Source organism: Streptomyces sp. NPDC056480, from assembly GCF_042795405.1.
In the GTDB taxonomy this organism is placed as follows: Bacteria; Actinomycetota; Actinomycetes; order Streptomycetales; family Streptomycetaceae; genus Streptomyces.
Genome location: NZ_JBHTSA010000121.1, coordinates 1 through 23,027 on the forward strand (window position 1 = coordinate 1; position 23,027 = coordinate 23,027).

A 23,027-nucleotide genomic window follows, 5' to 3' on the forward strand; every position below is an offset into this window, starting at 1 on the left:
TCGTACGGCACCCCGGCCCGGCCCGTTTGCCTCGGGTCGCCCCGGTCCGCTTCCGTCGGGTCGCCCCCGGCCTCCGCCGGGTCCGGATCAGTAGCCGATGGTGAAGCGGCGCTGGACGACCCCCTGCCCGGCTACCGGGCTCCGGAGGCAGGCGCCCCCGCGCCGGACGCGGCCCGCCGGGCCTGCACGGGCCTCACCGGACTCGCCGGACTCGCCGGACTCGCCGCGGCGGCCTGGCCGTACGCTGCGCCGCTCCACCGGGACAGCGCGTTCGTGACGACACGCGGGGTACCGGGGATCGGCGGCCGGCTAGAAGAAGCCGAGCGCCGAGGCTCCGCCCACCCCGCCGAGCACCATGAACGCGGGCATCAGGACCTTCAGCTCGACCCAGCTGCCGGCCCGGAAGCGCATGCCCTTCGGCGGGCCGATGGGGTACCAGCGCTTCCGGCCGACCGGGATGGGCCACAGGATCGGGCAGCCGGACACGGTGAGCGCGTCGCCGATGTCGTGGACGAGGGCGCCGAGCAAGATCGGCAGCCCGAGCCACAGGTACTCCTGCCCGGGGCCGGTGAAGAACCAGTCCGAACCGTTGCCCGGCTTGTCGAGGACGCCCGCCAGGATCCACGCGCTGGTCGCGCCGAGCAGCCAGACCAGGACGTCGCTGGACATCCGGGCGGCCCGCCACAGCAGGCCTTCGACGGCGAGGACCAGGTGCACGAAGAGGATCGCGAGCACCGCCCACCGGCCGCCGGTGACCGCGGCGACCGACGCGCCGCCGCCGATCAGGACCGCCCAGAGCCAGGTGTGGGTGAGGGTCCGGTGACCGCCCGACCTGCGGGGGTCGGCGGTGGAGCGGGTCGCCTTGTAGACGGCGTACGACAGCTTGTCGACGATCTCGCACAGGCCCTTGGAGACCGGCCCGAAGGCCCGCGAGATGGTCGCCGACTTGTGGTCGAGATCGGGGGCGAGGGCCGCGCCCGCGCAGATGAGCGCGCCGACGACGAGAACCGGCCAGGGCATCGGGCGGTCGAAGGCCGCCGCGGCCGCTCCGACACCCAGCCAGGCCGCCGCTCCGGACAGCGAGTGTGCCGGTCCCATCATGGTTGGCCCGCCCCGTTTCTCCCCTGCCGGCGCTCAGTTGACGACCGGTCGACGGACGAGCCTATCGTCCGTGATCTTCGAACCGGCGGCCGGTTCCCTCATCCGAGCGGAATCCAGGCAAGATGGGGGCGTGACCCTTATCGATCAGCTGCCGCCGACCGCCGACCCCGACGCCCTCTTCGAGGCCTTCTCCTCCTGGGCCGAGGACCGGGGCATCACGCTCTACCCGGCCCAGGAAGAGGCGCTGATCGAGGTCGTCTCCGGGGCCAACGTGATCCTCTCCACGCCCACCGGGTCGGGAAAGTCGCTGGTCGCGGCGGCTGCTCACTTCACCGCGCTCGCCAACGACCAGGTGACCTTCTACACCGCGCCGATCAAGGCGCTGGTGTCGGAGAAGTTCTTCGACCTGTGCAAGATCTTCGGCACCGAGAACGTCGGCATGCTGACCGGCGACGCCTCGGTGAACGCGGACGCGCCGGTGATCTGCTGTACGGCCGAGGTGCTGGCATCGATCGCGCTGCGGGACGGCAAGTACGCGGACATCGGCCAGGTCGTCATGGACGAGTTCCACTTCTACGCCGAGCAGGACCGCGGCTGGGCGTGGCAGATCCCGATCCTGGAACTCCCCCAGGCGCAGTTCGTCCTCATGTCGGCGACGCTCGGCGACGTCTCGATGTTCGAGAAGGACCTGACCCGGCGCACGGGCAAGCCGACCTCGGTGGTCCGGTCGGCGACCCGGCCGGTGCCGCTCTCCTACGAGTACGTGCTCACCCCGATCACGGAGACCCTGACGGAGCTCCTGGAGACCAAGCAGGCGCCGGTCTACATCGTCCACTTCACGCAGGCGCAGGCCGTCGAGCGCGCGCAGTCGCTGATGAGCATCAACATGTGCACGCGCGAGGAGAAGGACAAGATCGCCGAGCTGATCGGCAACTTCCGCTTCACCACCAAGTTCGGCCAGAACCTCTCGCGTTACGTCCGCCACGGCATCGGCGTGCACCACGCGGGCATGCTGCCGAAGTACCGGCGGCTCGTCGAGAAGCTGGCGCAGGCGGGCCTCCTGAAGGTGATCTGCGGGACGGACACGCTCGGCGTGGGCGTGAACGTTCCCATCCGCACGGTGCTCTTCACGGCCCTCACCAAGTACGACGGCAACCGGGTGCGGACGCTGCGCGCCCGTGAGTTCCACCAGATCGCGGGCCGGGCCGGCCGGGCCGGCTTCGACACCGCCGGCTACGTGGTCGCCCAGGCGCCCGAGCACGTCATCGAGAACGAGAAGGCGCTCGCCAAGGCCGGCGACGACCCGAAGAAGCGCCGCAAGGTGGTCCGCAAGAAGGCTCCGGAAGGCTTCGTCGCCTGGAGCGACACCACCTTCGAGCGGCTCATCGACGCCGAGCCGGAGCCGCTGACCTCGCGCTTCAAGGTCACCAACATCATGCTGCTCTCGGTGATCGCCCGCCCGGGCAACGCCTTCGAGGCCATGCGCAAGCTCCTGGAGGACAACCACGAGCCGCGCAAGGCGCAGCTGCGGCACATCCGCCGGGCCATCGCGATCTACCGCTCCCTGCTCGACGGCGGTGTCGTCGAGCAGCTGGACACACCCGACGCCGAGGGCCGCACGATCCGCCTGACGGTCGACCTCCAGCAGGACTTCGCGCTGAACCAGCCGCTGTCGACGTTCGCGCTCGCCGCCTTCGACCTGCTCGATCCGGAGTCCCCCTCGTACGCCCTGGACATGGTCTCCGTCGTCGAGTCGACGCTCGACGACCCGCGCCAGATCCTCGCCGCCATGCAGAACAAGGCACGCGGCGAGGCCGTCGGGCAGATGAAGGCGGACGGCGTCGAGTACGAGGAGCGGATGGAGCGGCTCCAGGACATCTCGTACCCGAAGCCGCTCGAGGAGCTGCTCTGGCACGCGTACAACGTCTACCGGAAGTCGCACCCGTGGGTCGGCGACCACCCGGTCTCGCCGAAGTCGATCATCCGTGACATGTACGAACGGGCGCTGACCTTCACCGAGTTCACCTCGTGGTACGAGCTGTCGCGCACCGAGGGCATCGTCCTGCGGTACCTCGCGAGCGCGTACAAGGCGCTCGACCACACCATCCCGGACGACCTGAAGACCGAGGACCTGGAGGACCTGATCGCCTGGCTGGGCGAGATGGTGCGCCAGGTGGACTCCTCGCTGCTCGACGAGTGGGAGCAGCTCGCCAACCCGGAGGTCCAGACGGCCGAGGAGGCCCAGGAGAAGGCCGACCAGGTCAAGCCGGTCACGGCCAACGCCCGCGCCTTCCGGGTCCTGGTGCGCAACGCGATGTTCCGCCGGGTGGAGCTGGCGGCCCTCGACAACGTGGACGCGCTCGGCGAGATGGACGCCGATGCGGGCTGGGACGCGGACGCGTGGGGCGAGGCGATGGACGCGTACTGGGACGAGTACGACGACCTCGGTACGGGCCCCGACGCGCGCGGCCCGAAGCTGCTCGCCATCGAGGAGGACGCGGCCCACGGCCTGTGGCGCGTCCGGCAGACCTTCGCCGACCCGAACAAGGACCATGACTGGGGCATCAGCGCGGAGGTGGATCTCGCGGCCTCCGACGAGGAGGGCCGCGCGGTCGTCCGCGTGACGTCCGTCGGACAGCTGTAGAGGAGAGAGCTGACGTGACCAATCCCGCCGAGAGGCTCGTCGATCTGCTCGACCTGGAGCAGATCGAGGTCAACATCTTCCGCGGGCGGAGCCCGCAGGAGTCGCTGCAGCGGGTCTTCGGCGGGCAGGTCGCCGGGCAGGCCCTCGTGGCGGCCGGCCGCACCACCGAGGGCGACCGTCCGGTGCACTCGCTGCACGCCTACTTCCTGCGGCCCGGGCAGCCCGGGGTGCCGATCGTCTACCAGGTGGAGCGGGTGCGGGACGGCCGGTCGTTCACGACCCGCCGGGTCACGGCGATCCAGGAGGGGCGGACGATCTTCAATCTCACGGCCTCCTTCCACAGGCCGGAGGAGGGCGCGATCGAGCACCAGCTGCCGCCGCGGCATCTGACGGACCCGGAGAGCCTGCCGAACCTCGCGGACGAGATCCGCGAGCACCTGGGGGCGCTGCCGGAGGCCCTGGAGAGAATGGCCCGTCGGCAGCCCTTCGACATCCGGTACGTGGACCGGCTGCGCTGGACCCAGGACGAGGTCAAGGGCGCGGACCCGCGCAGCGCGGTGTGGATGCGGGCCGTGGGGCCGCTCGGCGACGACCCGCTGATCCACACCTGCGCCCTGACGTACGCCTCGGACATGACGCTCCTGGACGCGGTCCGCATCCCGATCGAGCCGCTCTGGGGCCCGCGGGGCTTCGACATGGCGTCGCTGGACCACGCGATGTGGTTCCACCGGCCGTTCCGCGCGGACGAGTGGTTCCTGTACGACCAGGAGTCCCCGATCGCGACGGGCGGCCGGGGACTCGCGCGGGGCCGGATCTACGACCGCGAGGGGCAGCTCCTGGTGTCGGTGGTCCAGGAGGGCCTGTTCAGGAAGCTCTGAGCCGGGCGCCGGGGTGACTCGGGGCGGTCCGGTCCGGTCCGGTCCGGTCCGGTCACTCGTACTCGGTGCCGCCCTTCCGCGTCAGGTAGGCCGGGCTGACCGCCTTGGCGATGGCCCGGCCGCCGGTGACCGGGCTGTACCGCTCGGTCGCGGGCCGGATCACGACGCCCTCCCGCAGGTGCGTCTCCCGTCCCGAGACGGTCTCCCGCCCGCTCGCGTGGGCGAGGACCGTGTCGAGGTCGTACGGGCCGGAGTACAGCCGCGGTACGAGCGGGACCTCGCCGGCCTCCAGGACGTCGGCCGGGTCCAGCCACTCCACCCGGCCGTCGATCTCGGCCGAGACGTCGAACAGCGCGTAGCCGACGGTCTCGGAGCGGGCGTCGGCGCCGTAGGCCAGATCCTGCACCCCGGAGCCGTAGACCTCGCCGAAGAAGCCGACCCGGCGGGCGCCGAGACGTTTCGCCAGTCGCTCGGCGACGGCGGGCAGGCCGTGGCCGTGGACGGCGCGCCAGTACAGATTGCGCGGGTCCTCCTGGAGGGCCAGGCCCTTCGACCCGAAGCCCTTGGACGAGACCTGGACGCGTCCCTCCTCGGCGAGGAAGGTCATCAGGCAGGCCGAGCCGTGGAGCTTCTCCGTCAGGACGACGGGCTCGCCGGGCTCGAAGATGTCCGGGTAACGCTGGAGGTTCTCGATGTCGACCCAGGACAGCAGGTCCGGAGCGACCTCCACGTCACCGCTCATGGTCGGCGGTATCGGCGGCACCCACTTGGTGATCCCCAGCGTCTCCGCGAAGTCGGTCCGCTCGGCGGCCGCCAGGGCCAGGTCGGCGGCGGCGAGCGCGCCGGGCCGGCACACGATGCCCTGCGACAGCTCCCCGCGCAGCCGCACGGCCTTGACCCGGTCCGAGTTCCCGCCGGCGAGCCGCCCGGTGAGCCCCAGCTCCTCGATCAGCGCGGCGGGCAGCACGGCCTGCTCCGGGATGTAGACGGCGGCGTCCCCGGTCCGATAGGCGCCCTTGGCGACGACGGCCCGGTAGAGGCCGACCTGCGCCAGCTCCAGGGCGTCGGCGTTCGGATGGGGATGGACGGTCAGGACTTCGGCGGTGACGCGCAGGGTCGACATCTCAGGACTCCGGGTGCTCGGGTTTCGGTCTCATCGGGGCCCACTGTGCCGACGGGGGAAACGGCTGGGCGATCTCTTTTCGGGCTGGTAGCGTCGCCGGGTTCCGGCCCAAGAGCCCTACAGGGCCTGGTCGATGCCCGGGAGGGTGTCCTGGTCCACCTCGTGCCGGCGGGTGCGGATGTCGGCGGCCGGCGGATGGAGTTTGGCGTCGCAGGTGGGGCCCAGTCCCGTACGTCGGGAGTCGGCGCCGGTGAGGGGGCGGCCGCAGAGCCGGCAGGGGATCCGGCGCGGTCGCGGCCCCGGTTCTGCCTCCGGTGCGGAATCGATCGAGATTGCCAGTGGTTCGTCTCCCATGCTGAGATCAAACCCTATTCCGACGAGGAGCAGTCCATGAGCCTGTACGACATCCCGCTGAAGACCCTGACCGGCGAGCCGGTCACCCTTGCCGACTACCGGGACCGCGCCGTCCTGGTCGTGAACGTCGCCTCCAAGTGCGGCCTGACCCCGCAGTACGAGGGTCTGGAGAAGCTGCAGAAGGAGTACGGCGACCGCGGCTTCACCGTGCTCGGCGTGCCCTGCAACCAGTTCGCGGGCCAGGAGCCCGGCAGCGCCGAGGAGATCCAGACCTTCTGCTCGACGACGTACGGCGTCTCCTTCCCGCTCCTGGAGAAGATCGACGTCAACGGCGAGGCCCGCCACCCGCTCTACACGGAGCTGGTCAAGGTCGCCGACGCCGAGGGCGAGGCCGGTGACGTCCAGTGGAACTTCGAGAAGTTCCTGATCGGCCGCGACGGCCGGGTCACGCGCTTCCGTCCGCGCACCGAGCCGGGCGCCGCCGAGATCGTCTCCGCGATCGAGGCGCAGCTTGTCTGACGTCGTGAGCGGCACGGGGGTCGTCGAGCGGCTGCGGGCCGCGGGCTGTGTCTTCGCCGAGGAAGAGGCGGAGATGCTCCTCGCGGCGGCGGCCGGGCCCGCCGAACTCGACCTGATGGTCGAGCGGCGGGCCTCGGGCCTGCCCCTGGAGCACGTCGTGGGCTGGGCCGAGTTCGCCGGGCTGCGCATCGAGGTGGACGGCGGGGTGTTCGTCCCCCGGCGCCGTACGGAGTTCCTGGTCGAGCACGCGGTGGAGCTGGCCCGGCCGGGCGCCGTCTGCGTCGACCTGTGCTGCGGCTCCGGCGCGGCGGGCGCGGTCCTGCTCGACCGGGTCGAGGGCGCGGAGGTGCACGCATCGGACATCGAGCCGGCGGCGGTGCGCTGCGCCCGCCGGAACGTCGAACCGCGCGGCGGCCGGGTCCACGAGGGCGACCTCTTCGCCCCGCTGCCCCCGGAGCTGCGGGGCCGGGTCGAGGTCCTGGTCGCCAACGTGCCGTACGTCCCCACCGGCGACATCGGGCTGCTGCCCCCTGAGGCCCGCGACCACGAGCCGCTCGTCACCCTCGACGGCGGCCCGGACGGTCTCGACGTGCTGCGGCGGGTCGCCGCCGAGGCGCCGGAGTGGCTGGCACCGGGCGGGCGCCTGCTGGTCGAGACGAGCGAGCGGCAGGCCGAGCCGGCGGCTGCCGTGGTCACCGCGTGCGGTCTCGAGGCACGCGTGCTGAGCTGCGAGGAGCGGTACGCGACCGTCCTGGTCGCGACCCGGGCGGGCTGACAGGAGCCGCATCCGCCGCCTGCCGTCGGACCTCAGCGGCTCACGGCCTCGTCGAGCACGGCCGGCTCCTTCCGGGAGCCGGGTCGCCGCCGGATGCCCGCGTAGACCACCGCCGCCGTCATGTGCAGGGCCGCGATGGCGGCCAGATCCCAGGCGGCCGGGACCGAACCGGCCCATCCGACGAGGGCGGCCCCGAGCGCCGCGGCGGAGATCTTGAGGCCGGCACCGATGGTGAACACCTGGGTCCGACGGTTGGGCGGCGCGTGGTCCGCCCGCAGGCGGAGGGTGGCGGTCAGCAGGAGTCCGTCGCACACCCCGGCGGCCGCGAAGGCCGCCGCGCAGCTGAGAGGCCCCGGGGCGAGGGCCGCCGCGGCGAGCGCGAGTCCGATGCCGGCCAGGCCGGTGGCGGCGAGGCGGTCGGGTGCCGCCGCCGGCCGCAGCCGGGCGAGTGCGAGGGAGCCGGCCAGGGCACCGGCGGCGAACGCGGTCATCAGCCAGCCGCCCGTGCCGGGGCGCCCCTGGCTCTCGGCGAGCAGGACGGCGGTCGTGGTCAAGGCTCCGAGGCCGACGAAGGCCAGACAGGTGGCCGCGGTGATCGCCCGCAGTTCCCTGCCGCCCCAGACCGCCACCAGTCCGGCGAGCAGGGCGTCCCGTACCGGAGCGGTGTCCTGCCGGGCGGCCGGGCGCGGAGGCAGGGGCAGCCCGCAGGCGAGCGCCGCCGCGCAGGCCGCGGCCACGGCCAGGGTGGCCACGGCCGCACCGGAGCCCACCGCCGCGGCGGCCGACCCGGCCGCCGCCGGGCCGACGACACCGGCGGCGTTGTGGACCGAGGCGTCCAGGGCGTAGGCGCGATCCCGCTCCGGGCCCGGGCCGAGCATCAGGGCCGGCAGGCTGGAGAGGCCGCCGGAGACGACCGGGCCGCAACAGCCGCCCGCCGCGGCGATGACCAGCACCACGGGCAGGGGAAGCCGCCCGACGCTCACCGACAGGGCGGCGACGGCCCCGGCGAAACCCGTGAGGGCGACCGCGTAGAACATCCTGGGCCGCCGTGCCCGAGCCGCCAGGGCGCCTGCCGTCGGGGCCGCCAGGACGTGCGGGGCCATCCACGCCGCCAGGATGAAAGCGCCCTGCGCCGCGCTGTCGAGGCGCTGCGCCGCGAGCATCACCACGCCCACCGCCATGCCTTCCTCGGCGGTCCGCGCGCAGAACGCCGTCGCCAGGTAGAGCCTTGTGCCGCTGGGCCCGGACATGCCCACCCCCACTCCGTAACGGGTTATCGGAATAAGACGTTACAGTAGGGGCGGCGGCCGGACCGGGCACCCACGGCAGGTGGCCACGACAGTCATCAACGGCTCGGAGGGAGCGGCATGAAACAGCAGGGCTTCCAGCCCGCGCAGCGCCTAGTCGACATCGCGAGCGCGGTACGGACCACCCCGGACCTCTCCAGGGCCGCACTCGCGGAGCTCCTCGCACGCCACGGCGAGAGCCCTGACGACCTGACCGACGCCGCGTTCTCCGACGAGGATGCCCGGGAACTGCGGGACGCGGCCGATCGGATGTCCGGGATCCTCACCGAGGCCGACATCGACCGGGCCGCGCTCGCCCTCAACCGCGTGCTCGCCGAGCAGGCCTCCGCACCCCGCCTCTCCCGCCACGACGGGCACGCCTGGCACCTGCACATCGACCACAGCGACGACGCCGGCTGGGGCAACTGGCTCCTCGCCTCCGGCGCCCTGGCACTCGCGCAGATCCTCAGCGAGCACGGGCGCGTCACCTGGGGCGCGTGCGAGGCCTCGAACTGCCGGAACCTCTATCTCGGCACAGGCCCCGGAAGCCCGCGCCGCTACTGCTCCGCCACCTGCGCATCACGCGCACGGGTCGCGGCCCACCGTCGCCGCACGCGGCAGGCGGCCCCCACGGATGGGCAGCCGAACCGCTAGCGGCGCCGCACGGGATGTCCCCGGGACCGGCTCAGCGGCCGGGTCGACGGCCGGGTCGAACGCTGGCTCAGCGGCCGAAGGTGTCGATGTTCTCGACGAGCCAGCGGCCGTCACGGAGCACGACGTCCACGGCGAACATCGCACCCGCGTAGACCCCCTGGTCCTTGGCCGTGGCCGCCTTCTCCTTCGCCGGCCGGCCGGCCGTGCTCACGCTGCTCTGGTCGGCATAGACCAGGACGCGGGCGCGGTCGCCGTCGATCCGCTCCACCGCGCTGTCGGTGACGGTGGTCGTGATCACCGTCTTCTGCCGGGCCGCCTGGGCGAGCACCCCGCCCAGCAGCGTCCGGTGCTGGGCGACGGCCTTGCCCGTGAGGAGCGTCCTGCCGGCCCGTTCGAAGGGGGCGGTGTCGGCGTGGTCGTACGAGAAGAGCGCGGCGACGGCGGCGCCCGTCTGTCCCTTGATCTCGCTGGTGCGGGCGAGATCCGTGAGCGCGGTGTTGCCGCGCGCGGGGTCGTCACGGAGCTCGCCCGCCCTGCTGTACGCCCATCCGGCGAAGCCGCCGAGCAGAAGCGTCAGGACGCACAGGACAGCGAGGGGGACGCGGCCGGTCCTCTTCGTGCCGGTCTTCTCACGTCCGGGCTTCTCGCGGTCTGTCTGCTCGCGGCCGGGCTTCTCGCGTCCGGTCTGCTCGCGGCCGGGCTTCTCGCGTCCGGTCTGCTCGCGGCCGGTCTTCTCGCGGCCGGTCTTCTCGCGGCCGGGCTGCTCGCTGCTCCTCGCCTCCCCCTTCGGCTCTGCGGCCGTCTCCCGTACGGACCTGGCCGCCGGTCGTTCCCCGGTGCGCGGGGCGGGTTCCGTGAGCACCCCCGCGGGCGTACGGGACCTGTCGCCGGGTGCCTGCCGGTCGGCGAGGGCGGCCTGGCGGCGGCGCTGGCGGTTGAGGTGGTGGCGGGGCGTCGGCATCGTGCGTGTCCTTTCGGGTGCGGGCGGCTGTCGCGGTACGGCCCGGTCAGCCGACCGCCGTACCGCCCACCGGGGCCTGCCCCAGCGCACTGAGCTTCCAGTGGCCGTCGGTGCGGGTGAGTTCGCCGAGCATGCGGCTGTCCTTGTCCGTGCTCTTGCTGTCGGGCGTCGTGACGGTGATGCGCAGGGCGACGAGCAACCGGGCCCGCCCCGCCCGGTCGTCCAGCTCCGTGACGGCCCCGGACAGCACCCGGGCGGTGGTCACCGTCCTCGCGGCTTTCACCTGACCGGTGAACTCCTCGCGCCCTTCGGCCAGTTGCTTGTGCAGTTCACCGGTGGTGGAGGACTCCCAGAGGTCGAGCCCCTGCTCCACCCGCTGGTGGTCCAGGGTGTTGAGGTTCTGCACGGCCTGCTCCCCGGCCGCGAGCGCCTCGTCGCGTTGCACGGCGTACGCGGCGGAGTCGTCGTGGGCGGCGGCGTACCAGTCCCGGCCGGCCCAGGCCGCGGAGGCGCCCGCGGCGAGGGTGAGGACGAGGGCCACGGCCAGGGCCGGACGGATGCCCGCCGGGGTGCGGACCGGACGTGTCATGGGGTGCTCCCGTCTCCCGCTCATGGTCAGCGGGCCTTGATGTCGACGATCAGCCACCGGTCGCCCTGGAACGTCGCGGTGACGGTGAGCTGGGCCGCGGCGGACGTGGCGGTGGCCTTGTCCTGACGCGTCTTGTCCTGAGGTGCCTTGTCCTGACGTGCGTTGTCGTGCCGTGCGTCGCCCTGCTGTGCGCCGTCCCGGCGCGAGGTCTGGTCGAGGAACACGAGGAGGCGCGCGCTGTCCCCGTCGAGTTCGATCACGCCGGTGCGGACGGTCTGGGTGCTGAGGGTGATGCGCTGCTCGACGAGCTGTGCGCGGACCTGCGCGAAGAGGTCCGTGTACTGGCGGGCGGCGCGTCCGGCGAGCACGGTTCCGGCGGAACGCTCGACGGCGTCGTCGCTCACGGGCGTGTAGGAGAAGATCCGGGCGAGGCCCTCGCCGACGTCACCGCCGACGCGGGCGGTGGCCCCGGCGTCGGTCAGCGCGTGGTTGCGCGCCGCGGGGGTGGACCTGAGCTGGTGGGCGCCGTAGAAGAAGGCGCTCCCGGCGAGGAGCAGGACGGCGACGGCCGCCGCGAGCGCGGCCTTCTGCCAGGTGGCGGGGAAGGCGCGGGCGGCATCGTCCGCGGGAGCCTCGGGGACGTCGGGGGCCTCGGGGGCGTCGGGGCCCTCCGGGACGTCGGGGGCCTCGGGGACGTCGCCGTCCGCGTCCTCGGTCACCGCCCCGGCGTCGGTCCCGGTCGTGGCGTCGCCCGCGGCCTCGGGCGTCGCGCCGGTCGTCCCCTCCGGCGGCTCCGGTGTCTCTCCCCCGTCGGTCACGGGCCGGGCCGACCGGGCGCTCGCCGTCCCGCGCAAGAGTCGCGTCATTCGTCCTCGCTCTCCTCGGCCCCGGCGACGGGGACCGCGCTCAGCGCCGCGACCTTCCACGTGTCCTCGCCGGTGCGCGTCAGGACCGCCTCCAGGCGCTTGCGGTCGGTGGTCGCGGCGCCGCCCCCGCGCGGGGTGACGTCGACGCGGACGGTCGCGATGAGTTTCGCCGTACCGGCTCTCGCGTCGAGCGCGGTGAGGGCGGCCTCGGTGACCGTGGCGCGCGCCGAGGCGCCCACCGCGGGTGCGGTGCGCCCCAGTTCGGTGCGGAGCGGTCCGGTGGACGCGTCGCGCCAGGCCCGGATGCCCTTCTCGGCGTGCTCGCGGGTCGAGGCGTCGAGGGAGTTGAGGACGGTGAGGCGGTCCCGGCCCTCGGCGAGCGCCGTGTCCCGCTCCCGGCCGAAGGCGAGGCCCTCGTCGGTGCGGGCCTGTGCGTAGGTCCAGACGCCGGTGCCGCAGAAGCCCAGGGCGACGACGAGGGCGCCGGCACCGAGGATCCGGCCCCGCCTCATCGGGTGCCCCCGGTGGTCAGGCCGAGGAGACCGGCCATGTCCGTCGGTCCGCCGTTCTGGCCCGGCAGCGCGAGCGCGCCGGGCAGGGCCCGCCGGGTGTCCGGCGTGGTGCGGGCGCTGCCCGAGGGAAGCGAGCCGGGCCGGGCCGGTACGGGGACGGGGCCGCCCTTCGGCGCGTGGGCCGAGCCCCGTACGTTGACCCCGGCCGCGGCGGAGCCCGTACAGGCGGCACCGGTGTTGAGGGCGGGCGCGGTGCCCAGGTCGAGACCGTTGCGGTAGCGCGTGGCGCCGTATCCCGAGGTGCAGGGCAGGGGCTTGAAGAAGGTGACGGCCATGCCGAAGTTCATGCGGCCTCCTTCGACGGCGGTGGCTCCGGCCGAGACGGCCGCCGGGTACTTCACGAACAGTTCCTCCATGCCGCGCTGCCGGGTGACGGCGAGCTCCGAGGTGGTGAGGAGGTTGGCGAGGACCACGCTCAGGCTCGGGTCGAGATCGCGCAGGAGTCCGCTGACCTGGCCGGTGGCGTCGGGGGTGACGGCGAGGAGGCGGCGCAGGTCGCCGTCGGAGCCCTTGAGGGTGGTGGCCAGGGTGCGGGCGCCGGTGGCGAAGTCCCGGATGGCGCGGCTCTCCTCGGCCTGGGTGCGCAGGACGACCTCGCCGTCGTTGATGAGCCGGATGGTGGACGGCAGCGACGTGTCGGCGGCCTGGACGAAGCGGCTGCCGCTGTCGAGGAGGACCTGGAGGTCGTCTCCGTGTCCCTGGAAGGCCTTTCCGAACTCGTCGACGACGGTGCGCAGGGACTCCAGCGGTACGGAGCCGGTGAGGTCGTTCATGCTCGCGAGCACGTCGGTGACCGGCGCCGGTACCTGGGTGTCGGACTGTTCGATGCGGGCGCCGTCGGCGAGGAAGGGACCGTCGTCGCTCTCGGGGCGCAGGTCGATGTACTGCTCGCCGACGGCGGAGAGTCCGGCGACGACGGCCCGCGCGTCGGCGGGGATCCTGGGGGCGGACTTCTTGATGCGCAGTTCGGCCACGACGCCTTCGGCGGTCAGGCCGATGTCGCCGACGCGTCCCACGGAGACGCCCCGGTAGGTGACGTCGGAGTGGGTGAACAGGCCTCCGGTGCGGGCGAGATGGACCCGCACGGTGTAGTGGTCGGCGACGCCGGCGTAGCGGCCGAGGTCGGCGTAGCGGACGCCGACGAAGCCGAGGACGAGGACGGCGATGACGAGGAAGGCGAGGTTCTTGAGCCGTACGGTACGGGTGATCATCGGGTCTCGCCTCCGTCCTTCGGCGGGGTGGCCGGGGGCAGCGGCAGGGGCGGATTCGGGCTCGGGATCCCGTTGCTCGCCCCGGTCGCCCGGCGGGCGGCGGGGCCCGGGTCGGACGGTGTGGGCGTGGGGGTGGGCGTGGGCTCGGTCTTGGGGATCAGTGGCGGGATCACCTCGGTTCCCGGGGCGGCGGCGAGGTGCAGATAGGTGTTGAGGTAGTCGCCCTTGACGCCCCGCAGCACCTCGTCGGTGAAGGGGTAGGTGAGCAGGACCTGGAGCGATTCGGGCAGGTCGGCACCGGCGTCCGCGAGTGCCGTGAGGGTGGGCGCGAGGGCCTTGAGGTCGGCGACCATGTCCTTCTTGCTCGCGTCGATGGTGGTGACGGCGACCCCGGACAGGGTGTCCAGGGCGCGCAGCATGGTCAGCAGGGAACCCCGCTGTTTCTCCAGGGTCTTGAGGCCGGGCGAGAGTCCGGTGAGGACCGTGTCGACGTCCTTCTTGCGGCCGGCGAGGGTGGCGGAGAGCCGGTTGAGGCCGTCGAGGGCGCGGGTGATGTCGCCGCGGTGGGTGTCCAGGGTCGTCACGAGGGTGTTGACCCGCCGGAGCATCGAGCGGACCTCCGGTTCACGCCCGCCGAGGGCCGCGTTGAGTTCGCGGGTGATGGTCTTGAGCTGGTTGACGCCGCCGCCGTTGAGGAGCAGGGAGAGTGCGCCGAACACCTCCTCGACCTCGGTGTTGCGGCTGGTGCGGGCGAGCGGGATGACGCTGCCGTCGGTGAGCCGTCCGCCGTTGTCCTTCGACGGGGCGACGAGCTGGATGTACTTCTCACCGAGGAGGCTCGACTGTTCCAGGCGGGCGCCCGCGTCGTCGGGCAGCCGGACGTCACCGTTGATCTTCAGGGTGACGCGGGCGGTCCAGGTGTCGGTCGTCCCGAGCTCGATGGCGGTGACGCGGCCGACGGCGACGTCGTTGACCTTCACCGCGGACTGCGGCACGAGGCTGAGCACGTCGTCGAGTTCGGCGGTGACGGTGTAGGGATGGGTGCCGAGGTCGGCGCCGCCGGGCAGGGGCAGGTCCTCGATGCCGTCGAACCGGAAGGGGTTCCCGGGGGTCACGCCGAGGACGACGGCCAGTCCGAGGCCGAGCGCGACCACACCGACGGCTCCGGCTCCGGCCGCCCGCCGGGAGGGCGGGGTGGGGCGTCTCATCGCTTCCCCTCTCCGGTGGTCGCCGGGGGAGCGCCGGTCGGCGAGGAGCCGCCGGGGCCCACCGCGCCGCCGGCTCCCGTGGAGCCGCCGGTCGACGCGGAGCCGCCGGATACCGGCAGCGGGAGCAGCGGTCCGCCCATGCTGATCTCGTTGAGGTTGGCGCGTCCGTCGAGGGTGCGGGTGTCCTTGTTGTACGCGTTGACGACGTTGGCGGCGGCGAGCGGGGCGACGTCGAGGGCTTCGGCGAGGGAGGCGCGCTGGTCGACGAGGGTCTGGGTGAGCGGGACGAGCCGGTCGACGTTCTTCTTCAGTTCGCCGCGGTTGTCCTTGATGAACGCCTTGACCTTGACGAGGGCCTTGCCGAGTTCCTCGAGGGCGCCGGCGAGGTCGTCCTTGTTTTCCGCGAAGTAGCCGACGACCTCGTCGAGGCGTTCCTGCGCGGTGCGGACGTCGCCGTCCTTGTCCTTGAGCATGGTGGTGAAGGTCTGGAGCCGGCCGAGGGTGGTGAAGAGGTCCTCGCTGCTGCCGTCGAGGGTCTTGGCGGCCTTGCCGAACTCCTTGATGGAGGTGCCGATGGAGGTGCCGTTTCCCTTGAGGTTCTTCGCGCCGGTGTCGAGGAGTTCGGACAGGGCGCCGGTGGAGTTGGCGCCGTTCGGTCCGAGCGCCCGGCTCAGTTCGGTGATCGAGTCGTAGAGCTGGTCGATCTCGACGGGGGTGCGGTTGCGGGCGGCGGGCAGTTCCGCGCCGTCGGCGAGGGTGGGGCCGGTGCTGTACGCGGGGGTGAGCTGTACGTACCGGTCGGCGACGATGCTCGGGGCGACGACGAGGGCCCGGGCGTCGGCGGGGACGCGTACGCCCTCGTCGAGGAGGAGCCGGACGCGCACCCGGGTGCCCTGCGGCTCCACGGACTCGACCTCGCCGACGCGTACGCCGAGGACGCGCAGGTCGGAGCCCGCGTAGATGCCGACCGTCCGGTCGAACCAGGCGGTGATCCGGGTGCCGTCGTCGTCGAGGACGCGCACGGCGACGAGACCGCAGGCGGCGAGCAGCACGAGGGCGAGGCCGGCGACGAGGGGTTTTCCGGGTCTGGTCATCATTCACCGCTCCCCTTGGCCGCCGTCTTCTGTTTCGGCGGCAGGCATCCGGTCGTGGGCTGCGAGGTGTCGGGCAGATAGGTGCGGGGCACCACGCCGCACAGGTAGCTGTCGAACCAGCGGCCGCTGCCGAGGGTGTTGCCGACGAGCCGGTAGTACGGACCGACCAGCGCGAGTGTCTTGTCGAGCTGGCCGCTGTTCTTCTCCAGGACTCCGGTGACGCGGCTGAGGGCCTTGAGGGTGGGGCCGAGCTGCCGGTCGTTGTCGCTGACGACGCCGCTGAGTTCGGTGCCGAGCGCCCTGCTGCCCTTGAGGAGGGCGCGGATGGCGTCGCGGCGCTTCTGGAGTTCGCCGAGCAGGGAACCGCCGTCCTCGATGAGGGTCTCGAAGCTGGACTTCTTGTTCTCGAGGGTCTTGGTGAACTTGCTGCTGTTCGCCAGGAGCCGGGCGAGCTCGGTGTCGCGCTTGGAGACGGACTTCGACAGCTCGGAGAGGCCGGTGGCGGCGTTGCGGACGTGCGGCGGTGAGTTCTTGAAGGTGTCGGAGATCGTCTCGAAGCTCTGGGCGAGCTGGGCGGTGTCGATGGCGTCGACGGTGCCGCTGAGGTCCTCGAAGGCCTGGGTGACGTCGTACGGGGAGGTGGTGCGCGACTGCGGGATGCGGGTTCCCGGGTCCTGCCGGTCGGAGCCCAGCGGGTCGAGCGCCAGGTACTTCTCGCCGAGGAGGGTCTTGATGGCGATCGCGGCGGTGGAGCGGTCGCCGACCCAGGCGTCGCCGACCTCGAACGTCACCTTGACCTTGGCTCCGTCGAGGGAGACCCCGGTGACCTTGCCGACCTTGACGCCGGCGATGCGTACCTCGTCGCCGGTGTCGAGTCCGGCGGCCTCGGAGAAGTCGGCGCTGTAGGTGGTGTCGCCGCCGACGAGGGGCAGCCGTTCGACGTTGAACGCCAGGGCGGCGACCAGGGCGAGGAGCAGCAGTCCGGCGACGGCGACGGCGACCGGGTTGCGCTCCTTGACCGGCTTCAGCCGGGGGCGGGGGCTCATCCGCGGCACCTCGGTTCGGTCACGGCGATCCCGGTCGGCGGCTTCGATCCGTCGGAGGTTCCCACGCCGGTCACGCGCGCCTCGCAGAGGTAGAGGTTGAACCACGATCCGTACGAGGACAGCCGGGCCAGTGCGGTCATCTTGGCGGGGGTGTGGGCGAGGAAGGACTCGATGGCGGGGGTGTGCTCGCCGAGGGTGCCGGAGAGCCGGCCGAGTTCCCGGATGTCCTTCTTGAGGGGGGCCCGCGCCTCCTGGAAGAGACCGGCGGTCGTCGTGGTGAGGTCGCCGATGGCCCGGACCGCCTCGCCGAGGGGTTTGCGGTCGGTGTTGAAGCCGGTGACGAGCTTCTGGAGGGTGACGACGAGGTCGTCGAAGGCGGCCTCGCGGTTGTTGAGGGTGGTGAGGACGGTGTTGAGGTGGGTGACGACCTGGCCGATGACCTCGTCCTTGGCGGCGACCGTCCTGGTGAGGGAGCCGATGTGGCGCAGCAGGCTGTCGACGGTGCCGCTCTCGCCCTGGAGGACCTGGACGAGTGATCCGGCGAGGTCGTTGACGTCGGCGGGCGAGAGGCCCTCGAAGAGCGGCTTGAACCCGTTGAAGAGCAGGGTCAGGTCGAGGGCGGGCGTGGTGCGGTCGAGCGGGATGGTGTCCCCGTCCCGCAGGGTGCCGGTCAGGTCGCCGCTGCCCCGGCCGAGGGAGACGTAGCGCTGTCCGACCATGTTGAGGTACTTCACGGCGGCGGTGGCCGAGCGGGGCACGGAGCGGTCCTCGCGGACCGAGAAGGTGACCTGGGCGGTGCGGCGTTCGACGACGCGTACGTCGGTCACCTCGCCGACCTTCACTCCGGCGATGCGCACGGAGTCGCCCTTGACGAGCCCGGTGACGTCGGTGAACAGCGCCTTGTACGAGCGGGTGGCGGAGCCGACCCCGGTGTTGGCGATGCTGAGGCCGAGGACGGTGGTGGCCAGCGCCGTGACCAGGACGAACGCGAGGGACTTCAGGAGCGTGCCGGTGAGTCCGCGGCGGCGGGTGTGGGCGGGCGGCTTCGTCATCGGAGGGTCACCTCCGCGCCGCGGAACGCCGGGCCGACCAGTGTGCTGCTCCAGTCCGGGAGGTCGCCGGGCCGCTTCTTCGCCCCGGGGGCGAGGAGTTCGTTGACGAGGTCGTTCTCCTGCGGGGAGTTGGCGGGCCCGAGGTCCTGGTCGGCCGCTGCGGAGGCCCGTGCGGCGGGTGCGACCGGGATGCCGAGGTAGGGCACGGGGTAGCAGCGCGGGCCGCCGCCGGAGCCGTACGACGGTGTGTCACGGCCGGGGAGGTACGCGCCGCGCGAGGGCACGGTGGTGACGTCGACGTGCAGTCCCGGCTGGTCGGTGCCCTTGCCGAGGGCCTTGTCCATGGCCGGTACGAACTGGGCGAGGGTGCGGAGGGTGCAGGGGAAGGACGGCGCGTACTCGGCGAGCAGCTCCACGGTGGGACGGCTGGTGGCACTGAGCCGGATGATGTTGTTCTTGTTCTGGCGCAGGAAGGAGGTCAGGTCCTGGGCCGTCCTGGTGGTGGAGCCGAGGGTGCCGGCGAGGTCGGCCTCCTTCTCGGCGAGGGTGCCGCTGGTGGTGGTGAAGTCGGTGAGCGCCGTGACGATGTCCGGGGCGACGTCGGCGTAGAGGTGGCTGACCTTCACGAGTTCTTTCAGATCGCGGGTGAGGGCGGGCAGTTGGGGGTTGAACTCCCGGAGGTGGGCGTCGAGCAGGGTGAGGGTGTCACCGAGCTTGTCGCCGCGCCCCTCCAGGGCCCGGGAGACGGCCGACAGGGTGGCCGAGAGCTTCTGCGGCTGGACGGCGGTGAGCAGGGGCAGGACGTTGTCGAGGACCTGCTGGAGTTCGACGGCGTTGCTGGAGCGGTCCTCGGGGATGACGGCGCCGGGGCCCAGGGGCTCGGCCGTGGAGCCTCCGGGCGGGACGAGCGCGACGAACCGTTCGCCGAAGAGGGTCGTGGGCAGCATCTGCGCGCGGACGTCGGACGGCACGTGGCGGAGGGTTCCCGGCCGCATGGCGAGGGTGAGCCGGGCTCCGCCGTCGGTGGCGTCGATGGCGCGGACCTCGCCGATGACGACGCCGCGGAGTTTCACCTCGGCGCCGAGGTGCATCTCGTTGCCGACGCTGCCGGTCTCGACGACGACCGGGTCGGAGTCGGTGAACCTCTTGTCGTAGACGGCGACCGCGAGCCAGGCGAGCAGGGCGGGCACCAGGAGGAAGACCACGCCGGCGAACCGGCGGCGCAGGGTCTCGGCACGTGAGTCGCTCATCTCACCCCGCCACCTTCACGGTCGTGGTCGCGCCCCAGAGGGCCAGCGACAGGAAGAAGTCGGTGACGCTGATCAGCACGATGGCGTTGCGTACGGAGCGGCCGACCGCGATGCCGACGCCGGCGGGGCCGCCGGAGGCGCGGAAGCCGTAGTAGCAGTGCGCGACGATCACCATCACGCTGAAGATCAGCACTTTCAGCACCGAGAGCAGGACGTCGGTCGGTGACAGGAAGAGGTTGAAGTAGTGGTCGTACGTGCCCTGGGACTGGCCGTTGAACAGGACCGTCACATAGCGCGAGGCCAGGTAGGAGGAGAGCAGGCCGATCGCGTACAGCGGGACGATGGCGACGACACCGGCGATGATGCGGGTGGTGACCAGGTAGGGCATGGAGCGGATGCCCATGCCTTCCAGGGCGTCGACCTCCTCGTTGATCCGCATGGCGCCGAGCTGGGCGGTGAATCCGGCGCCGACGGTCGCGGAAAGGGCGAGCCCGGCGACGAGCGGGGCGATCTCGCGGGTGTTGAAGTAGGCGGAGACGAAGCCGGTGAACGCCGCGGTGCCGATCTGTTCCAGGGCGGCGTAGCCCTGGAGGCCGACGACGGTCCCGGTGAAGAGCGTCATCGCGATCATGACGCCGATGGTGCCGCCGATGACGCCGAGGCCGCCGGAGCCGAAGGCGACCTCGGCCAGCAGCCGTTGCACCTCCTTGAGGTAGCGGCGCAGGGTCCGCGGGACCCAGAGCAGGGCCTTGACGTAGAACAGGAGCTGGTCGCCGGACCGGTCGAGCCAGAGGAACGGGGAGGCCACGGGTCTCAGCCCCCCTTCGGCGGGACGATCTGCAGGTAGATGCCCGTCAGCACCATGTTCACGAAGAACAGCAGCATGAAGGTGATGACGACGGACTGGTTGACGGCGTCGCCGACCCCCTTGGGGCCGCCGCGGGGGTTGAGTCCCCGGTAGGCGGCGACGATGCCGGCGATGAACCCGAAGATCAGGGCCTTGAGTTCGCTGATGTAGAGGTCGGGCAGCTGGGCGAGGGCGGAGAAGCTGGAGAGGTAGGCGCCGGGCGTGCCGCCCTGGAGGATGATGTTGAAGAAGTAGCCGCCGAGCGTGCCGACGACGGAGACCATGCCGTTGAGCAGCACGGCGACCGCCATGGTGGCGAGAACGCGCGGGACGACCAGCCGCTGCACGGGCGAGACGCCCATGACCTCCATCGCGTCGAGCTCCTCCCGGATCTTGCGGGAGCCGAGGTCGGCGCAGATGGCGGAGCCGCCGGCGCCGGCGATCAGGAGGGCGACGATGAGGGGGCTGGCCTGCTGGATGACGGCGAGGACGCTGGCACCGCCGGTGAACGACTGGGCCCCCAGCTGCTGGGTGAGCGAGCCGACCTGGAGGGCGATGACGGCGCCGAACGGGATGGAGACCAGCGCGGCCGGCAGGATGGTGACGCTGGCGACGAACCAGAACTGCTCGACGAACTCCCGGAACTGGAAGGGGCGCCGGAAGACGGCCCTGGTCACTTCGGCGGCGAGGGCGAAGAGCCGGCCGGTCTGCCGCAGCGCGCCGGTGATCACGAGCCGCTCCCGGTGATCCGCTCCCGCTTGGGCAGGGTGTACGCCGCGTCCCTGGCGTAGGTGTCGCGGATGGCGGCCTGGGCGGCGTGCGGCAGCCGGTCGAGCATGCCGAGGACGCGCTCGCGGCGGCGTCCGACGGCCGCGCGCGGCGGGAGGCCGGGCGAGGGTTCCAGCTGCGGGACGATGGCGCGGGGCGCGGTCGGGAGGGTGGCGGGGTTGTCCAGCTCGGCGGCGAGCAGGGCGGCGTCCTTCTCCTCGGACATGCCGATGGGGCCTTCGCGGCGGCCGGCGAGGAACTGGGTGACGACCGGTTCCTCGCTGGTGAGGAGGACCTCGCGCGGGCCGAAGGTGACGAGGTTGCGCCGGAAGAACATCCCCATGTTGTCGGGGACCGTGGCGGCGATGTCCAGGTTGTGGGTGACGATCAGCATCGTCGCGTCGATGCGCGCGTTGAGGTCGATGAGCAGCTGCGACAGGTAGGCGGTGCGGACGGGGTCGAGCCCGGAGTCCGGTTCGTCGCAGAGGACGATCTGCGGGTCGAGCACGAGGGCGCGGGCCAGGCCCGCGCGTTTGCGCATGCCGCCGCTGATCTCGCCCGGGAGCTTTCCCTCCGCGCCCAGCAGGCCGACGAGTTCGATCCGTTCCATGACGATGCGCCGGATCTCGGACTCCCGCTTGCGGGTGTGCTCGCGCAGCGGGAAGGCGATGTTGTCGAAGAGGGTCATGGAGCCGAAGAGGGCGCCGTCCTGGAACATGAGGCCGAAGAGTTTCCGGGTCTCGTAGATGTCTCGTTCCGGGCTGCTCACCATGTCGACACCATTGATGAGGACGCGGCCCTGCTGGGGTTTGAGCAGCCCGATGAGCGATTTCAGGAAGACTGTCTTCCCGGTACCGGAAGGGCCGAGCATCACGCTCACCTCTCCGGCCGGCAAGGTCAGGGTCACGTCCTGCCAGACATTCTGCTTGCCGAAGGACATGGTCAGACCCTCAACGACTACTTCGATTCCCATCCCACCTCCAGCGAGCGTGCGTCGGGGGTGCGCCGCGGGCGCACGTTAAGTCGGTGCGGATCACTTGGACAAGAGGCTTGGCGCAAAATCCTTGATCCGCTCCTGTATTTGTCACCACGGAGACAAAGACCGGGTTCGACTTTGTCTGCACGGAGACACACGGATGGGCCGACCTGCGACTCTGGGCGTCGCCACGGGAACGTTACGGCCGAGTAACCTCCCCCGGCAATACCGGATCCGGAGTTTTCGGCGACACCTTGGAGGCGACCGGGCGCTTATCAGGCGGGAGATAATTCCATTCCGCCGCTTGTCACCGGGGAGAGCAATGCCGAATCCAGCCATCTCTGATCGATCATAATTGTCGACATTGCGCACCACGGAACCAAGGCGATTCCGGCCACCGCTCACCCGATTGACAGGCAATTAGGCTTCTCCAAAGAATCATGGACTGCGGCATTGTTCAGCTAAGTTTCTCGCAAGTAACGTCAGGTTTCGCGGCCGAGAAATACCGGGCCGCCGGCCGCTCCCCCCACCGCGGCCGCACCCTCAGCTGGTCAATCCTCAAGGAGAGTCCGGGACCCATGAAGAAGCAGATCAGAAACTTCGCCGTCGTCGCCGGGGCGGCCACCGCCGCGTTCGCCCTCGCCGCCGGCCCCGCCTCGGCCGTGCCCTCGACGGTCTGGACCGTCAACCCGACGCCCGCCAGCTTCACGGCGACCAACAGCGGCAACGTCGTCCTGAGCGTCAACGGCATCGCCATGACGTGTACGAACTCGAAGGCCTCGGGCACCATGGCGAGCGCCACCGGCAACCCGGCGACCGTCGCCTCCATCAGCGCCATCGCCTTCGGCGCCACCGGCGCGCCCTGCACCAGCGTCCTGGGCAACGTGACCACCGTCGCGACCACCCCGTGGACCGTCGTGGCACAGGACTACACCGCCGCGACCGGGGTCACCAAGGGCTACGTCGGCAACGTCGACGCCAAGGTGACGGTCGGCGCCTGCGTCTTCCGCGTGACGGGCAAGGCCTCCGGCACGTACACCAACTCGACGGGCAAGCTGGCGGTCAACAGCGTCACCGGCGAACTCACCGTCGTCTCCTCGACCAACTGCGGCTCCGCCGTCCCGGTCGGCGCCAAGCCGCTCTTCAAGGGCGACTACCTGGTCAAGGTGGCGAACACGACCACCATCCCGACGATCGTCGGCTCCAACCCGTAGTGCGCGAGAGCCCGCGTCCGCCCGGCCGGTGACCCCGGC

22 protein-coding genes and 1 pseudogene are annotated in these 23,027 nt (G+C 71.8%); 6 read left to right on the forward strand and 17 right to left on the reverse strand.

Going from position 1 to position 23,027, the window contains the following annotated elements; genetic code table 11:
- Positions 1–309 precede the first annotated feature (309 nt).
- Positions 310–1,101: a metal-dependent hydrolase gene (locus ACFQ79_RS33775; RefSeq protein ID WP_383590525.1), complete on the reverse strand. Its 792-nt coding sequence runs from the start codon at positions 1,099–1,101 to the stop codon at positions 310–312.
- Positions 1,102–1,171: 70 nt separating this feature from the next.
- Between ACFQ79_RS33775 and ACFQ79_RS33780 the strand changes: the two genes are divergently transcribed.
- Positions 1,172–3,745: a DEAD/DEAH box helicase gene (locus ACFQ79_RS33780; protein WP_383590527.1), complete on the forward strand. Its 2,574-nt coding sequence runs from the start codon at positions 1,172–1,174 to the stop codon at positions 3,743–3,745.
- Between the two features lie 14 nt (positions 3,746–3,759).
- Positions 3,760–4,623, forward strand: a complete 864-nt coding sequence (locus ACFQ79_RS33785; RefSeq protein WP_383590529.1) for an acyl-CoA thioesterase — start codon at positions 3,760–3,762, stop codon at positions 4,621–4,623.
- A 52-nt stretch (positions 4,624–4,675) separates the two neighbouring features.
- On the opposite strand, the gene ACFQ79_RS33790 is transcribed toward ACFQ79_RS33785, so the two are convergent.
- On the reverse strand, positions 4,676–5,746 hold the full coding sequence (locus ACFQ79_RS33790) for an RNA ligase (ATP) (RefSeq protein WP_383590530.1): 1,071 nt from the start codon (positions 5,744–5,746) through the stop codon (positions 4,676–4,678).
- A 117-nt stretch (positions 5,747–5,863) separates the two neighbouring features.
- Positions 5,864–6,100 (reverse strand): DUF6011 domain-containing protein, encoded by a 237-nt coding sequence (locus tag ACFQ79_RS33795; RefSeq protein WP_383590532.1) that lies wholly within the window; start codon positions 6,098–6,100, stop codon positions 5,864–5,866.
- 36 nt (positions 6,101–6,136) lie between these two features.
- On the opposite strand from ACFQ79_RS33795, the gene ACFQ79_RS33800 reads away from it, so the two are divergent.
- Entirely contained in the window at positions 6,137–6,619 is a 483-nt protein-coding gene (locus ACFQ79_RS33800) for a glutathione peroxidase (RefSeq protein WP_383590534.1), read from the forward strand.
- A 4-nt stretch (positions 6,620–6,623) separates the two neighbouring features.
- Positions 6,624–7,394, forward strand: coding sequence for a putative protein N(5)-glutamine methyltransferase (locus ACFQ79_RS33805; protein ID WP_383590536.1), 771 nt, complete (start codon positions 6,624–6,626; stop codon positions 7,392–7,394).
- Positions 7,395–7,426: 32 nt separating this feature from the next.
- On the opposite strand, the gene ACFQ79_RS33810 is transcribed toward ACFQ79_RS33805, so the two are convergent.
- On the reverse strand, positions 7,427–8,644 hold the full coding sequence (locus ACFQ79_RS33810; protein ID WP_383590538.1) for an MFS transporter: 1,218 nt from the start codon (positions 8,642–8,644) through the stop codon (positions 7,427–7,429).
- Positions 8,645–8,761: 117 nt separating this feature from the next.
- Here ACFQ79_RS33810 and ACFQ79_RS33815 point away from each other — a divergent pair, with 117 nt between their 5' ends.
- Positions 8,762–9,334: a CGNR zinc finger domain-containing protein gene (locus tag ACFQ79_RS33815; RefSeq protein ID WP_383590540.1), complete on the forward strand. Its 573-nt coding sequence runs from the start codon at positions 8,762–8,764 to the stop codon at positions 9,332–9,334.
- A gap of 67 nt (positions 9,335–9,401) precedes the next feature.
- Here the strand turns inward: ACFQ79_RS33815 and ACFQ79_RS33820 are convergent, their stop codons facing one another.
- From ACFQ79_RS33820 to ACFQ79_RS33880, 13 genes and pseudogenes are all read right to left on the reverse strand, one after another.
- Positions 9,402–10,295 carry a hypothetical protein gene (locus ACFQ79_RS33820; RefSeq protein ID WP_383590542.1) on the reverse strand — a complete coding sequence of 298 codons (894 nt, stop codon included), beginning with the start codon at positions 10,293–10,295 and terminating at the stop codon, positions 9,402–9,404.
- Between the two features lie 46 nt (positions 10,296–10,341).
- Positions 10,342–10,884: a hypothetical protein gene (locus tag ACFQ79_RS33825; protein ID WP_383590544.1), complete on the reverse strand. Its 543-nt coding sequence runs from the start codon at positions 10,882–10,884 to the stop codon at positions 10,342–10,344.
- 26 nt (positions 10,885–10,910) lie between these two features.
- The gene (locus tag ACFQ79_RS33830; protein ID WP_383590546.1) at positions 10,911–11,750 is read right to left on the reverse strand and encodes a hypothetical protein; all 840 of its coding nucleotides are present in this window, start codon (positions 11,748–11,750) and stop codon (positions 10,911–10,913) included.
- Positions 11,747–12,262: a hypothetical protein gene (locus ACFQ79_RS33835; protein ID WP_383590548.1), complete on the reverse strand. Its 516-nt coding sequence runs from the start codon at positions 12,260–12,262 to the stop codon at positions 11,747–11,749. Before ACFQ79_RS33835 ends, ACFQ79_RS33830 begins: the two co-directional genes overlap by 4 nt.
- On the reverse strand, positions 12,259–13,533 hold the full coding sequence (locus tag ACFQ79_RS33840) for an MCE family protein (protein ID WP_383590550.1): 1,275 nt from the start codon (positions 13,531–13,533) through the stop codon (positions 12,259–12,261). Before ACFQ79_RS33840 ends, ACFQ79_RS33835 begins: the two co-directional genes overlap by 4 nt.
- A complete protein-coding gene (locus tag ACFQ79_RS33845; RefSeq protein WP_383590552.1) occupies positions 13,530–14,741 on the reverse strand; it encodes an MCE family protein in 1,212 nt (403 codons plus the stop codon). The genes ACFQ79_RS33840 and ACFQ79_RS33845 overlap by 4 nt, the downstream gene beginning before the upstream one ends.
- Complete coding sequence (locus ACFQ79_RS33850) at positions 14,738–15,835, reverse strand: MCE family protein (protein ID WP_383590567.1); 1,098 nt, start codon at positions 15,833–15,835, stop codon at positions 14,738–14,740. Before ACFQ79_RS33850 ends, ACFQ79_RS33845 begins: the two co-directional genes overlap by 4 nt.
- Entirely contained in the window at positions 15,835–16,881 is a 1,047-nt protein-coding gene (locus tag ACFQ79_RS33855) for an MCE family protein (RefSeq protein WP_383590554.1), read from the reverse strand. Before ACFQ79_RS33855 ends, ACFQ79_RS33850 begins: the two co-directional genes overlap by 1 nt.
- Entirely contained in the window at positions 16,878–17,933 is a 1,056-nt protein-coding gene (locus ACFQ79_RS33860) for an MCE family protein (RefSeq protein WP_383590556.1), read from the reverse strand. Before ACFQ79_RS33860 ends, ACFQ79_RS33855 begins: the two co-directional genes overlap by 4 nt.
- Positions 17,930–19,183 (reverse strand): MCE family protein, encoded by a 1,254-nt coding sequence (locus ACFQ79_RS33865; protein ID WP_383590558.1) that lies wholly within the window; start codon positions 19,181–19,183, stop codon positions 17,930–17,932. The genes ACFQ79_RS33860 and ACFQ79_RS33865 overlap by 4 nt, the downstream gene beginning before the upstream one ends.
- 1 nt (position 19,184) lies before the next feature.
- Positions 19,185–19,991, reverse strand: a complete 807-nt coding sequence (locus ACFQ79_RS33870; protein WP_383590560.1) for an MlaE family ABC transporter permease — start codon at positions 19,989–19,991, stop codon at positions 19,185–19,187.
- 5 nt (positions 19,992–19,996) lie between these two features.
- Positions 19,997–20,746: pseudogene (locus ACFQ79_RS33875) on the reverse strand (MlaE family ABC transporter permease); the annotation flags it as partial.
- Between the two features lie 11 nt (positions 20,747–20,757).
- The gene (locus ACFQ79_RS33880; protein WP_383590563.1) at positions 20,758–21,771 is read right to left on the reverse strand and encodes an ABC transporter ATP-binding protein; all 1,014 of its coding nucleotides are present in this window, start codon (positions 21,769–21,771) and stop codon (positions 20,758–20,760) included.
- A gap of 581 nt (positions 21,772–22,352) precedes the next feature.
- Here ACFQ79_RS33880 and ACFQ79_RS33885 point away from each other — a divergent pair.
- On the forward strand, positions 22,353–22,988 hold the full coding sequence (locus ACFQ79_RS33885) for a hypothetical protein (protein ID WP_383590565.1): 636 nt from the start codon (positions 22,353–22,355) through the stop codon (positions 22,986–22,988).
- The last annotated feature ends 39 nt before the right edge of the window (positions 22,989–23,027 follow it).

Bases quoted from the DNA above. Each gene is read 5' to 3' on its own strand.
- ACFQ79_RS33860 (WP_383590556.1), bottom strand. From the start codon at position 17,933: ATGACGAAGCCGCCCGCCCACACCCGCCGCCGCGGACTCACCGGCACG.
- ACFQ79_RS33880 (WP_383590563.1), bottom strand. From the start codon at position 21,771: ATGGGAATCGAAGTAGTCGTTGAGGGTCTGACCATGTCCTTCGGCAAG.
- ACFQ79_RS33835 (WP_383590548.1), bottom strand. From the start codon at position 12,262: ATGAGGCGGGGCCGGATCCTCGGTGCCGGCGCCCTCGTCGTCGCCCTG.
- ACFQ79_RS33840 (WP_383590550.1), bottom strand. From the start codon at position 13,533: ATGATCACCCGTACCGTACGGCTCAAGAACCTCGCCTTCCTCGTCATC.
- ACFQ79_RS33865 (WP_383590558.1), bottom strand. From the start codon at position 19,183: ATGAGCGACTCACGTGCCGAGACCCTGCGCCGCCGGTTCGCCGGCGTG.
- ACFQ79_RS33795 (WP_383590532.1), bottom strand. From the start codon at position 6,100: ATGGGAGACGAACCACTGGCAATCTCGATCGATTCCGCACCGGAGGCA.
- ACFQ79_RS33885 (WP_383590565.1), top strand. From the start codon at position 22,353: ATGAAGAAGCAGATCAGAAACTTCGCCGTCGTCGCCGGGGCGGCCACC.
- ACFQ79_RS33825 (WP_383590544.1), bottom strand. From the start codon at position 10,884: ATGACACGTCCGGTCCGCACCCCGGCGGGCATCCGTCCGGCCCTGGCC.
- ACFQ79_RS33845 (WP_383590552.1), bottom strand. From the start codon at position 14,741: ATGAGACGCCCCACCCCGCCCTCCCGGCGGGCGGCCGGAGCCGGAGCC.
- ACFQ79_RS33775 (WP_383590525.1), bottom strand. From the start codon at position 1,101: ATGATGGGACCGGCACACTCGCTGTCCGGAGCGGCGGCCTGGCTGGGT.
- ACFQ79_RS33820 (WP_383590542.1), bottom strand. From the start codon at position 10,295: ATGCCGACGCCCCGCCACCACCTCAACCGCCAGCGCCGCCGCCAGGCC.
- ACFQ79_RS33855 (WP_383590554.1), bottom strand. From the start codon at position 16,881: ATGAGCCCCCGCCCCCGGCTGAAGCCGGTCAAGGAGCGCAACCCGGTC.
- ACFQ79_RS33800 (WP_383590534.1), top strand. From the start codon at position 6,137: ATGAGCCTGTACGACATCCCGCTGAAGACCCTGACCGGCGAGCCGGTC.
- ACFQ79_RS33850 (WP_383590567.1), bottom strand. From the start codon at position 15,835: ATGACCAGACCCGGAAAACCCCTCGTCGCCGGCCTCGCCCTCGTGCTG.
- ACFQ79_RS33830 (WP_383590546.1), bottom strand. From the start codon at position 11,750: ATGACGCGACTCTTGCGCGGGACGGCGAGCGCCCGGTCGGCCCGGCCC.
- ACFQ79_RS33810 (WP_383590538.1), bottom strand. From the start codon at position 8,644: ATGTCCGGGCCCAGCGGCACAAGGCTCTACCTGGCGACGGCGTTCTGC.
- ACFQ79_RS33815 (WP_383590540.1), top strand. From the start codon at position 8,762: ATGAAACAGCAGGGCTTCCAGCCCGCGCAGCGCCTAGTCGACATCGCG.
- ACFQ79_RS33790 (WP_383590530.1), bottom strand. From the start codon at position 5,746: ATGTCGACCCTGCGCGTCACCGCCGAAGTCCTGACCGTCCATCCCCAT.